Genomic DNA, 11,918 nt, shown 5'->3' on the forward strand with positions numbered 1-11,918 from the left:
CCAGGAGGGTTTCGACACTTCGACTGCGCTCAGTCGAAGTGTCGAAACTCGGTTTATTGGTACTTTATTTTCACGCAAGTCCCTAACCACTAATTGTGCTGGTAGCGATCGCCTGCGTTCTTCTTCGGTTTTGGTATTAAGCTGTTGCGTATTTAATTTGTATATGCGATGCGGGCAAGATGCCCGCACTACAATAATTTTACGTTTTCGTGTTATAAAATTTAGCTGCACATCAGCTTAACGTAGACGCGTTCGCGCAGCGTCTCGTAGAGAAGCGGCTTGCCAAAGGCATCACCTGTTCGATGGCAAAAGCTGGAATCGCTATCTCGATTGCTTTCAGTACTTCACTACTTTGTATATCTGGAGACACCAATGAGAAATCTTTGAGATGCACCACACGCTCATTTTCATTCTTGGGACAATGCTTAATTTACACGACTTTTAGCCTTAACTGAATCGTATTGGACTATGCTCATAATTATTGTTTCTATGGCTTATTATTCCTGCGCAAAGACTATCCTCATCATGAAAGAGGATTTTTGTGTTTAATTTGTATTAGAAAATATGACTTTTAATATATTTTTTTACTAAATATCTGAATCTTAAACTGTAGTGTTTTCTCATCAACTGAAGTACATATCAAAATATCAACATAACCCTTCTCCACACTTACTAAGAGGTAAGATAAAGTACAGCTTTACCGGGCTTAGGTTAAGCTGTACCTCACTAAATAATGATGATTTATCAACATAAGTGTTTTTGAACTAACTATTTTTATCCGCTTTTAATCGGACACCAGTATAGATGGTGTATTTTTGGCTGCGATAATAATAACGAGCACAAATACTACTTGATTTTTTGTTTAATAAAAGTCACCACCTGAGTTAGCTGTTTCTTCAAACCATCAATTTCTGCTTGCATTTTGACAATTTTCTCATTCAATGCATTAATTTCTGCCTCGGAGACTCCTCCAGTACTGGGGGTTGTGATGCTGGGGGCTGCGACGCTAGAGTTTGCAACGCTAGGAGCTACTACCGTACCATTGGGGACACTAGAGGTTGCTACTGTGCCATTTTTGACAGCAACCCCTGCCCCTACTGCTACTAGTTCTGGGCGTGGCTGTTTCGCTTTAGCCATAGCTAACTTAATAGCGCCAATTAGTTGTTTCTGATCAAAAGGCTTGCCCAGAAATTCAAAATATTCAAATGGTTCTGTGATTTTTTCAGTCACCTCTTCCTTGCGACCAGACATGATCACTAAAGGAATTTTCCTTAACTCTGGATCGGCTTGAACTTTCTGGAAAACTTCCCAGCCACTCATTTTAGGCAACAGGAAATCCAGCATAATCAGGCTGAGTTTTTCCTGAAGAATGAAATTTAGTCCTTCCACACCGTCTTTTGCTTCTAGTACCTCAAAATTGCCCGGAGGCAACATTTCTCGTACTTTTACCCTGACAACTGTAGTGTCATCGATAACTAAAATCTTGTTGCTTGCCACGACTGTTTGCTCTAACAGAAACTATAAGTGTAAATAGCGGCTTTGCCGATTGTCCTTGAGAATCCTCCCACTATATACATAATTTCTAGCAATTGGGGGATAGTATATTTCGGTATAAATGACATTGTTAGAGGTGTTTTGCAAAACTTTTGCTTGTGCTCTTTTAAATTTGTGTCATTGTGATATTTAATCAACAGACCACTACATCTATATCCGCATCTTGCTTGGATGTTTATGATTTCGTCACAACAAGCCGAACTAAAGTCTGAAATTAAGGCAATGCCTAGCTGGTTACGTCGCCCAATTGGTAAAGCCAGTGAAATCTCTACCGTACAACGCATTATTAAGCAGCGCCAAATTCACACGATTTGCGAAGAAGGACGCTGCCCTAACCGCGGAGAGTGCTATGCCCAAAAAACTGCAACTTTTTTGCTAATGGGGCCTACATGCACACGCTCTTGTGCTTTCTGTCAAGTAGATAAAGGTCATGCACCAATGCCTCTTGATTTAGAGGAACCTGAAAAGGTTGCCCAGGCGGTGCAGCTTTTGGGATTGCGTTATGTGGTGTTGACTTCTGTAGCCCGTGATGACTTGCCCGATCAAGGTGCAGGACACTTTGTAGAGACGATCGCGACTATCCGCCAATTGAATCCAGAGACTCAAATTGAAGTGCTGACCCCAGATTTTTGGGGTGGTGCTGGTGTTGGGGAATCAGGTCAACGCCAGCGGATAGAGATGATTGTGAAAGCCAAACCAGCTTGTTTTAATCACAATGTTGAGACAGTGCGGCGGTTAACAGGGCCAGTGCGTCGGGGAGCCAAATACGATCGCTCGCTCTTGGTGCTGGCTATAGTTAAAGAAATCGATTCGACAATTCCCACCAAATCAGGTTTGATGCTAGGACACGGAGAAACAGTTGATGAAGTAATTGAAGCAATGGCTGATTTAAGGGCTGTGGGATGCGATCGCTTGACTATTGGGCAGTATATGCGTCCAACTCTTGAACATTTGCCAGTCCAAAAATATTGGACTCCAGAGGAATTCGATCGGCTTGGCAGATTAGCATGGGAAATGGGATTCAACCATGTTCGTTCTGGGCCTCTGGTTCGCAGTTCCTATCATGCTGGAGAGGAGGCAGAGGAGCAGAGGAGCAGAGGAGCAGGGGAGAAGTTGCAGTAAGTTTTTTTCCTCTGCCCCTTTGCCTCTCGTGCCCAATGTCCCATGCCTAATGCCAATTCTTAACTTCACACAAATATTCTTAAAGAATTTGAGTATTTGGTACCCCAGTTTGGTATTTCTTAAAAAGTCATGACATAAGGAGAATCGCATTATGACCGCTAAAACAACGAAGAATTCCCCAGTTGCCGACAGTGGAGCTAAACCTCCCTACCCCTATCGCACAGGCTGGGCACTGTTCTTGTTAGCTATCAATTTCCTGGTAGCAGCCTGGTATTTCCACATTATTGAATAATTAGAAGTGGAATGGTGCTGCTCAAATCGTTCCTTTGAATAAACCTTTGGGACGAATGAGCAGCACCAAAATCATGATTAACAGTGCTACACCTTGTTTGTATTGTGAACCCAGCCAAGGAGTGCTGATTTCCTGGACGATGCCAATGATAAAAGCTGCTGCGATCGCACCGTAGGGATTGCCAATTCCACCAAGTATTACTGAGGCAAATAATGGTAATATTAGGAACCATCCCATGTTCGGGCGCACAGCTGTAATTAACCCATACATACTGCCGCCCAATGACGTAAGAGTGCCAGCAATTACCCAAGTCCAGAAAATTACTCGATCGACATTGATACCTGAAACCCTCGCTAAGTCAAGATCGTCTGCAACTGCTCGCATCGCCTTACCAATTTTGGTATTTTGCAGCAGGTAATGCAGCGCCAAAATTGCTAGTACCGCCAATCCTAATACCAATAATTGATTTTGCGGTATCTTTAAACCCAAAATATCTAAAGCCTGAGTAACAGGTAAATTATAATTTTGGTTCCTGCCACCCCAGATAAAAATAATTCCATTGCGAAGAAATAAGGCAAGTCCAATAGAAATAATAATCAGCGTAGTCGAAGTAGCACGGATAGAGCGCATCTTTGACCACAGTAGCTTTTCCGATAACAGCATTGCTGCTACTGTTCCCGCCGCCGCTAGGATCATCGACAGCCAAATATTGACTCCAATGCTGTTTATCAACCAAGTTAGATAGGCTCCTAAAGTGAGAAAGTCACCATGAGCAAAGTTAGATAGCCGTAAAATTCCATAAGTAAGAGTCAGTCCGACTGCGGCTAGAGCAATAATGCTCCCCACCGCAATCCCATTCACGATTAGTTGGGCGAATTGTGCATCCATAAGTCTTAAGTTGCGTTGAACAAATTTTAGGTTAGTGGTTCATACAATAATTTTTTTTTGGAGTAGCTGCTAAACTCGACATCATAAGTTATGGTTTATAACAACATAAGTTATCGTTTATAAATAAAAAAGAATTGTCCGCTAATATACATAAAATCCTGTTGGGATTTTTATGCGTAGCTAAACTTGTTCAGCGGTCTAGTTGACCATGCAGCAGTATTCAAGCTTACCAGACCAGAACTCACTGATAGATGCAACGCCAAAACTTTTGACAACAATTGAGCAACTTCGCGCGCAACTGTGGCTGGAGAGCAGCTTAAACCAGTTGCAAAGTCGCCTTAATGATTGCTTGCTTTCTGCTTGTAACTCTGTCCCACAGCCAGAAGCAGCACAAGCGGAAATTTTCCAAACCGTGGTTAACGAGATTAATAGTGCTGTTCATAGCAGTAATCTGGCACTTACAGAATGTGCCGTAGGCATCGCTATGTGTCAAACACAAGAAAATTTTGCCACAGTTTGTTATATTTCTCGTTCTCCATCCCCAAATTCACCACCTTTATTTCTAGAAGTGTTGACAGCAGAAAAAAAGCTGCTGTTGAGATTGCAAGAGGTGATAAAACTTGAAGATTTGCAACAGCTTGAGAATCAACAACTACCTAGCGCTTGGCGGTTGGCGGATGATTCTGGCAGCGTTATCGGCTGGCTAATTCTTGCCACAGCGCCCCTAAGTCCTCATCATGAGTCGTTCATAGAATCGCAAGCTCAACTCAGATCGCAATTGATAACAAGGTCTGCCAAATGCTGTAGTACAGCTTTAGTACAACTTAGACACATCTTGTCTTGGCCGCAACGGTGTCAACAGTTAAGTAACTCTAATCAAGAATTGGAGCGCACTAATCAACTGAAAAATCAGTTTCTGGCAAACACTAGCCACGAAATTCGCACACCGCTTAGTTCCATTATTGGGTTTACCCATCTGCTTTTAGCTCCAGGGTACGAACCAAGTAAAGAACGTCAGCAAGAGTATTTAAATATCATTCAGTCTAGCGGTAAACATTTACTAGCGCTGATTAATGATATTTTGGATCTCTCTAAAATTGAAGCAAATCAGCTAGAAGTACAGTGGGAAACAGTAGATGTGCCACTGCTGTGTAACAATGTTTTGGCACTGGTGAAAGAGAAAGCTGCTAATAAGGGTTTGAAACTGTGCTTAGAACTTGAACCCGATATTACAACCTTAGTAGCTGACCCCTTACGACTCAAGCAAATGTTGTTGAATTTACTCTTCAACGCCCTAAAGTTTACCAGTAAAGGAAGTGTTGGCTTACAGATTGCTTCCAAAGGTGTATTTGTGCATTTTACAGTTTGGGATACTGGCACTGGCATTTCCCAAGAAGACCAAGTTCAACTGTTTCAGCCATATTTCCAAATTGCCAAGGCCGTAGCAGATGGTATTGAAGGTACTGGTTTGGGTTTAGCAGTGACTCAGAAACTCGCCCAAATTCACGGTGGTTCGGTGAAAGTTGAATCTGAAATAGATCGTGGCTCCCGTTTTACTCTTGTACTTCCTCTTAAGCAAGAGATGGAAGTCAGGGTAGATGAGGAAGCAGGGGAAGTAAATTTACCCTCATTTCCTCTGCCTTTGACACCTAGTTCTTCTGTAGAAATTTTGCTGGTAGAAAATGATTTACCCAATGCTGACTTGATGCAAATTTATTTACGTAAATTGGGATATCAAGTGACTTGGGTTAAGAATGCTGCCGAGATGTGGGAAGCCCTAGCACAGTTAGAACCAGCGGTAATTTTAATGGATGTTTGTTTGGCAGATGAAAATGGTCTTAACTTGGTGCAACAACTGCGAGAACATCAACAATATGGGAAGATTCCGGTAATTGTTCAAACAGCAATGGCGATGAAAGGCGATCGCGAAACCTGTCTAGCGGCTGGAGTAAATGACTATATTTCTAAACCGATTGATTTACCACTTTTAGCTAGTCTGGTGGCTAAGTATAGTCAAGCACCAATGTTGGTTGATGAGGAGCAGAGAAGCAGGGGAGCAGAGGAGCAGGGGAGCAGAGGAGCAGAGGGGAAGTTACAGTAAATCCCTCTGCCTCTTGTGCCCAATGCTCCATAACTAATGACTACAATATAAATGATTGGGTGCTGTAAGGTTTTGGCAGGATTGGGAAATGATGCTGACAGAAAAATTTGAGCAATTAAGAGCTTTATTTAGAGAAATGGAGCAAGCGTTGATTGCCTACTCTGGGGGCGTTGATAGCACTTTGGTTGCCAAAATTGCTTATGATGTGTTGGGCGATCGCGCTTTAGCTGTCACGGCTGTTTCTCCTTCGTTGTTACCAGAAGAATTGGAAGACGCGAAAATTCAAGCTGCAACAATTGGGATTCCTCATAAAATCGTCCAGACTCACGAGATGGAAAATCCCAATTACACCTCTAACCCGGTTAACCGCTGTTATTTTTGCAAAAGCGAGTTGCACGACACTCTCAAACCTTTAGCTTTAGAACTGGGTTATCCTTATGTAGTGGATGGGGTAAATGCTGATGATTTGCATGATTATCGCCCAGGAATTCAGGCGGCTAAGGAAAGAGGTGCGCGATCGCCTTTAGCAGAAGTGGGTGTCACTAAAATAGAAGTTCGCCAACTTTCGCAACAACTCGGTTTACCTTGGTGGGATAAACCTGCTCAACCTTGCCTCAGTTCCCGGTTTCCTTACGGTGAAGAAATTACTGTCGCTAAGTTGCAACGAGTCGGCAGAGGAGAAATTTATCTGCGAAAGCTAGGTTGGCAGAATTTACGCGTGCGATCGGAAGGGGATACAGCACGTATTGAATTACCACCAGAACAAATCAAAGAGTTTGTATTAACTAATGATTTACAAACACTAGTTTCGGCATTTCAAGATTTTGGATTTATCTACGTAACCTTAGATTTAGAAGGTTATCGTAGCGGTAAGTTAAATCAGGTTTTAAATAGGGAAGCCTTGGGCGTTAAAGTATAGGATTTTAGTTTTATAAATATAAAGTTTATTTACCTTCTAGAGAAACTAGAAAGCAACCGTTAATTCTCCAGATATTATTGGGCTGTTTTTCCATAAAATATAAAGCCCTCAAGGGAACTCCATCAGGAGCAAGTAGCAACACTGGTTGAGTTATGTTTCCCTGGATGGTTGTTATTTTTTCAAAAAATACAGAACGAGGACGGTATACTGCTGGGTAGCTTGTCTTTACCATCTGTATAAAATTTTCTGGGGTTACGAATTGCGCCTGAATCGCCGGACTAGCAAAGGCAAAAGCGCCTTGAGCATCATCTTTTTTAAAGGCTGCCAATTGGTATTCAATTACAGAACGTATGTTGATGGCATCGGTATCAGTAACTTCCATAAATTTAAAAATTGCGTAGGCGCAGCCCGCACTTCTCTACGAGACGCTGCGCGTAGCTTGCTTCCCCGGAGGGGTACGACAAGGCTCAATGACCATCGTAGACATCGCTCCAAGTGTCGGCAAAGCGATCGCTCAATTCTCACGCTGAGTGAGTGTGTATTCTATCTGCTGTAGTGCCGTTCGCCACACATCATATCCCTCTTGAGACAGGTGCAACCCATCTGTGGTTAATTCTGGGCGCAAATTACCTTCCATATCCGTAAACCAGCTATAAATATTGAGATAATTAGCGCCTTCTTGTTTAGCAATCACGGTTAGTTGGATGTTGAGATGACGAATACGGCTATTAGAAATTTTTGGTAGACGAGTAGGCAATATTGATTGGACAATGATTTGAGCTTTGGGATGAGTCTGGCGTAAACGCCGGACAATCCGGCGATAATTATGCAAAATTGTGTCATCACTAGCGCCTTTTCGTAGGTCGTTAATCCCAGCCATGAGGTAAATAACATCTGGGCGCGTTGCTGAAAATGCCCCCAATCTTTTTAAAACGCCAGTAGAAGTATCTCCAGATATGCCTTGATTCAGCCACAATTTACCAGCAGGCAGTTTTTCTCTGGGAAACCACATGCTCAAAGAATCACCAACTAAAATACTTAGATGATTGGCACCTTGACCTTGAGCGATCGCTCTTGCTTCTAAAGTTAATAAACTTTTCCAGTCATCATAAGTTAGCTGACGTTTCTTGATCGACTCCCACAATGATTGCAAATTATCACTATTTACGCGTGTATAAATCTGACCTGTTTTCAGAGCTGCCAATCTTTGGTAGTAAAGTTGATTTCCAGATGTCAATAAGAGGCTTGTTGCTTGGGTGCTGGGGTTGAGTGATGACTCTGTTGATACTGGTAATCCCTGACTGCTGAATTCTGGTACGCTAGGGACGTTTTTCTCACTTACTATTGGCTGCGAACTTTTTAGGGGTTGGAACGCTTGGCCGCTGAGTTCGGGTAAGGAGAGATCAACGCTCTTGATAATTTTTGTACTGACTATTGTCTGTGAACCTTGTTTTAAATCCCACAGGAATCTAGAACTTTCTGGCAGGACAATTGACAGATGTGGAAGAGCCGATGCTGGTATTGCTAATCCTGTTAACAAGCCTGCTGCCAACAGATAAGGGTCCCTCATCGCTTTCTCTCTCCTCTACTCACTGCTTTTCCTTATGACGGCATTAATTGGCTGTATTCAGGAAAATTTTACTTCGGTTAAGTTATTATTCTTATTTACGCTGTATAGTTCTGTAAAGCGTGTTCATGAGATTATATCTGACAATTTACGATCTCTTTAAAGTACGGTTTTCCCGGTGGTATACAAGTCTCGTTTATGCGAATACTTCTACTGAGGGCACTGTTTTCTTCAGCCGACTACTTTTCATAACTCAGTTTGCACAAATATTGCAAGTGTTTGCAAACTAGGCGATTAGTGAGTGATTTTGAGGATCTCAGGACATTAGATTTTAGGTTTCTAGATTTTAGTCAATTGTCGCGATCGCGACAATTGATCGACAAGCCGTTTCTCTACAAGACACTACGCGAACACGTCTACATTTTTCACTTTATAATGTGAAATTAAGCAGTGCAAATGCACCAGTTTAAAAGATGTGATTAGTTCAGATTAACGATTGGAGAACTAGCACAAGTAAAATGATGGTCAAGCAAAGAACTTTCTTTTCTGACCGTTCTGGGATAATTTGCAGCCCAGTTATAAGTTATGAGTGTCGTCGTAAAATGGCAACAGTTGACTTTACATTTATATACAAATTAGCTCATGCCTTTAATTTTACAATTGAGGACTTGGTGGAAATTTTGGAGAAATAGGCAAAATTATAACTGTTGAGAATATTGATATCATACGATGATATGTCTTCAATGAGCAAGTACGACGTTTGCCATACTGAAAATTTGAGAACTCATTATACATAATTTAAAATTTATGTTTACTCATTGAAGTATGAGTTGAAACACATTTAAATTAAGTTTTCACTCTAGAAAATAACCTCATTGAAAGTGCTAAGATTTAGGCTTAATCATTAGTGTTTTCCTTTTCTTCTGTGGCAAGAGCTAGTACAGCGATTGGTGTCAGTCCCATTATTAAAGAGATTGTGCAAAAACAGGCACATTCGACACGTTTGACCCTGAAAGAAGTTATTCTCATGGGGATGTTAGCTATTGATAAACTAGATGACCGAGGTCGTCAAGAGCTAGCCGATCAAGTTCATCAAATGCAGGTGAATGGGGACATTTAATTGAGTAGCTATGAGTTAAGAGTTATAAGCGATGCCCTGAGCCTGCCGAAGGGTTATCAATTTTAACTTCTCACTCCTGACTCTTTACTTAATTTGGTTATTGGCTAAATCGGTAACGACTTCCCATTACATAATTTTCATTAATTTCAAAAGAAATCCATCGACGTTGCAGAGTTTCAGCAACAAAGCCGGTTGTATTAGAACCTGCAAATGGATCTAATACCCTATCACCTTCATCAGTTAAGAATTTGATGAAAAACTCGGCGAAACCTTGCGGAAAACGTGCTGGATGGGGTCTAATTTCTGCTGTTTTGCAGCGTCGTAAATAAGCGCTATTCGATTCAGTATTCGCAATTTCTAGCAAATTTGGCGGAATTGCCCCCTGATTATCCTTTTGAAATTTATCAGAAATATCATGTCCGCTAGGACGTATTTTTGCCTTATAACCATTTTTGAGTAATTGTTTCATACTTTGGCTATAAGGCTTTAAAACTTTTCTGTTATCTGCTTTAGGATGCGGGGTTTTAGACAACCACCAAACTGTATTGACTGAATCTTTAACGCGAATTCGTCTGATTGTCACCCACTCAGCAGGGGTTGGCAGTCGAGCCGGATTATAGTGGTAAAATTCTTGAGCAAGAAAGAAACCTACTTCTTTGCATAACCTCACTAAAAGTTCGTATTGGTAGATACTCCGCACGGGATTACCTGGTAGGTAAGCGCCGCCTAAATCTAATACGAATGAGCCATTATCTGCCAGGACTCTTTTAAATTCATAAGCAAAAGGTAGAAACCACTCAATATATTTTTCAGCGGTTTCATTACCGTATTCTTTTTTGCGGGTCAGTGCAAATGGAGGTGAGGTGAGGATGAGATTAATACTGTTGTTTTCAATAGACTTAATTAGTTCTAGGCTATCACCTAGATATATTGCGCCGTGATTTTGGGTGTAATATGATTTTAAATTTATTTGTTGTAAGTTCAAGAGTTATAAAATTATCCCGGCTTTGGGGACTTCCAAATCAAAAATAGTATCCAATAATCTCTTGTGGGGTGGGCATCCTGCCCGCCCTTGGTTATTGACAAGATGCCTACCCCATAAAAGCATCAAGATTATCCGGCATATAATGTCAAGTCAGGGGTAGCCAGTATTTATATCAGCATAATATCAAAAATTTGGTACATCACATTAGTATAATACCGACAATGCTACAAAAAATTTTTACTCTCAGAAAAAATTCTATTCAATCAAGAAATCGGTGTGATTTATATGACAAGCAACTTAGATAATCACAAGTCTAAATATTCTTTAATACCTTATATAGGTGCAGCAATTATAGGAGTGAGTATAATCTGGTTTAACTATACTAATTTTACTTCTCCATCAAAGTATATTAAGTCAAGTAACGCTCACAGGGCTTCTGGAAATTACAAATCAGCTTTAGACGACCTTAACACAGCTATTAAGCTAGATTCTAAAAATCCACAGTTATACATTGATAAAGCGATTCAGTTAAACGCAAAAAATGCTACTACCTACAATAATCGAGCTTTTCTCCGCTATGACTTAGGAGATAAGCAAGCTGCAATTAAAGATTGGCAGCAAGCTGCTAACCTTTATTTACAACAAGGGGATACAAAAAAATATTTAGAGACAATAGAGAGAATTAAATTGATTCAATAGTCAATTCTAGACTGGCACTTAAGGCTACAAAGGGGCGGGCAAGATGCCCACCCCACAAGAGAAGAGAGAATGTGATAAGTGAGATTATTCAGGGAGTTGCCAAAAGAAGGGGTAATTTTCTGGGCTTGATGATAGTCCTGCTTTTACAGGATTTTCTCTGATATATTCCCAATATTGTTGAAACTCTTGGTCATTCCTAACAATACGGTCATATCTTTCATCTTGCCAAACTGTTCCTATATGTTTCATCACTTTGGGAATTTGTTTAGCACTATAACCTTTAATACTTTTCATAATGCTACTCAATGACCAAAACTCCTTTTCCGATTTGAGTAAAGGTTGAATAAGCAGATGCACATGATTTGTCATTACTACAAGGACAAATATACGATATCTATTTTTATCAAAAAACAAGCAAGAATTAAAAACTATTTCTCTAGCTTCTAGGGTAAGTTCTAACTTTTCCCAAGTATTAAAGGTAATGAAATAAACCGCCCCATCTAACTCCCAATGAGGTAATCTTCTCCGAAAAATTTTCAACTTTGGCTCTTGCATTCAGAATACAAAACTATTTGTAATTTTTCTGCAACTTTTCTTTCTTGTGGGGTGGGCATCTTGCCCGCCCCTTCTCTATTTTTCCCATCCTCCCCACCTAAAACCCAAAAAAAAAT

12 protein-coding genes are annotated in these 11,918 nt (G+C 40.8%); 6 read left to right on the top strand and 6 right to left on the bottom strand.

What is annotated here, in order from left to right; all coding sequences use genetic code 11:
* Positions 1-846: 846 nt before the first annotated feature.
* Positions 847-1,497, bottom strand: coding sequence for a response regulator (locus RMX69_RS09175; RefSeq protein ID WP_289795369.1), 651 nt, complete (start codon positions 1,495-1,497; stop codon positions 847-849).
* A 234-nt stretch (positions 1,498-1,731) separates the two neighbouring features.
* Between RMX69_RS09175 and lipA the strand changes: the two genes are divergently transcribed.
* Both lipA and RMX69_RS09185 read left to right on the top strand, forming a co-directional pair.
* A complete protein-coding gene (gene lipA / locus RMX69_RS09180; protein WP_322637249.1) occupies positions 1,732-2,676 on the top strand; it encodes a lipoyl synthase in 945 nt (314 codons plus the stop codon).
* Positions 2,677-2,827: 151 nt separating this feature from the next.
* Entirely contained in the window at positions 2,828-2,968 is a 141-nt protein-coding gene (locus tag RMX69_RS09185; protein WP_289795371.1) for a photosystem I protein PsaX, read from the top strand.
* Between the two features lie 21 nt (positions 2,969-2,989).
* On the opposite strand, the gene RMX69_RS09190 is transcribed toward RMX69_RS09185, so the two are convergent.
* A complete protein-coding gene (locus tag RMX69_RS09190) occupies positions 2,990-3,856 on the bottom strand; it encodes a branched-chain amino acid ABC transporter permease (RefSeq protein WP_289795372.1) in 867 nt (288 codons plus the stop codon).
* Positions 3,857-4,064: 208 nt separating this feature from the next.
* Here RMX69_RS09190 and hrmK point away from each other — a divergent pair, with 208 nt between their 5' ends.
* Both hrmK and larE read left to right on the top strand, forming a co-directional pair.
* Positions 4,065-5,957: a hybrid histidine kinase/response regulator HrmK gene (hrmK, locus tag RMX69_RS09195; RefSeq protein WP_322637250.1), complete on the top strand. Its 1,893-nt coding sequence runs from the start codon at positions 4,065-4,067 to the stop codon at positions 5,955-5,957.
* 91 nt (positions 5,958-6,048) lie between these two features.
* Positions 6,049-6,876 carry an ATP-dependent sacrificial sulfur transferase LarE gene (gene larE, locus RMX69_RS09200; protein ID WP_289799896.1) on the top strand — a complete coding sequence of 276 codons (828 nt, stop codon included), beginning with the start codon at positions 6,049-6,051 and terminating at the stop codon, positions 6,874-6,876.
* Between the two features lie 25 nt (positions 6,877-6,901).
* Here the strand turns inward: larE and RMX69_RS09205 are convergent, their stop codons facing one another.
* Entirely contained in the window at positions 6,902-7,258 is a 357-nt protein-coding gene (locus RMX69_RS09205) for a DUF4864 domain-containing protein (RefSeq protein WP_289799897.1), read from the bottom strand.
* Between the two features lie 132 nt (positions 7,259-7,390).
* Complete coding sequence (locus RMX69_RS09210; protein ID WP_322637251.1) at positions 7,391-8,446, bottom strand: SGNH/GDSL hydrolase family protein; 1,056 nt, start codon at positions 8,444-8,446, stop codon at positions 7,391-7,393.
* Positions 8,447-9,350: 904 nt separating this feature from the next.
* On the opposite strand from RMX69_RS09210, the gene RMX69_RS09215 reads away from it, so the two are divergent.
* The gene (locus tag RMX69_RS09215) at positions 9,351-9,563 is read left to right on the top strand and encodes a hypothetical protein (RefSeq protein WP_289795375.1); all 213 of its coding nucleotides are present in this window, start codon (positions 9,351-9,353) and stop codon (positions 9,561-9,563) included.
* 97 nt (positions 9,564-9,660) lie between these two features.
* Here RMX69_RS09215 and RMX69_RS09220 read toward each other — a convergent pair whose 3' ends face one another.
* On the bottom strand, positions 9,661-10,548 hold the full coding sequence (locus tag RMX69_RS09220) for a site-specific DNA-methyltransferase (RefSeq protein ID WP_322637252.1): 888 nt from the start codon (positions 10,546-10,548) through the stop codon (positions 9,661-9,663).
* Positions 10,549-10,833: 285 nt separating this feature from the next.
* On the opposite strand from RMX69_RS09220, the gene RMX69_RS09225 reads away from it, so the two are divergent.
* A complete protein-coding gene (locus RMX69_RS09225; RefSeq protein ID WP_322637253.1) occupies positions 10,834-11,247 on the top strand; it encodes a tetratricopeptide repeat protein in 414 nt (137 codons plus the stop codon).
* A gap of 84 nt (positions 11,248-11,331) precedes the next feature.
* Here RMX69_RS09225 and RMX69_RS09230 read toward each other — a convergent pair whose 3' ends face one another.
* On the bottom strand, positions 11,332-11,802 hold the full coding sequence (locus RMX69_RS09230) for an REP-associated tyrosine transposase (RefSeq protein WP_322637254.1): 471 nt from the start codon (positions 11,800-11,802) through the stop codon (positions 11,332-11,334).
* Positions 11,803-11,918 lie beyond the last annotated feature (116 nt).

The organism is Nostoc sp. EspVER01 (genome assembly GCF_034530635.1).
Taxonomy (GTDB): Bacteria; Cyanobacteriota; Cyanobacteriia; order Cyanobacteriales; family Nostocaceae; genus Nostoc.

Bases quoted from the DNA above. Each gene is read 5' to 3' on its own strand.
- RMX69_RS09225 (WP_322637253.1), top strand. From the start codon at position 10,834: ATGACAAGCAACTTAGATAATCACAAGTCTAAATATTCTTTAATACCT.
- RMX69_RS09185 (WP_289795371.1), top strand. From the start codon at position 2,828: ATGACCGCTAAAACAACGAAGAATTCCCCAGTTGCCGACAGTGGAGCT.
- lipA (WP_322637249.1), top strand. From the start codon at position 1,732: ATGATTTCGTCACAACAAGCCGAACTAAAGTCTGAAATTAAGGCAATG.
- RMX69_RS09205 (WP_289799897.1), bottom strand. From the start codon at position 7,258: ATGGAAGTTACTGATACCGATGCCATCAACATACGTTCTGTAATTGAA.
- hrmK (WP_322637250.1), top strand. From the start codon at position 4,065: ATGCAGCAGTATTCAAGCTTACCAGACCAGAACTCACTGATAGATGCA.
- RMX69_RS09210 (WP_322637251.1), bottom strand. From the start codon at position 8,446: ATGAGGGACCCTTATCTGTTGGCAGCAGGCTTGTTAACAGGATTAGCA.
- RMX69_RS09230 (WP_322637254.1), bottom strand. From the start codon at position 11,802: ATGCAAGAGCCAAAGTTGAAAATTTTTCGGAGAAGATTACCTCATTGG.
- larE (WP_289799896.1), top strand. From the start codon at position 6,049: ATGCTGACAGAAAAATTTGAGCAATTAAGAGCTTTATTTAGAGAAATG.
- RMX69_RS09190 (WP_289795372.1), bottom strand. From the start codon at position 3,856: ATGGATGCACAATTCGCCCAACTAATCGTGAATGGGATTGCGGTGGGG.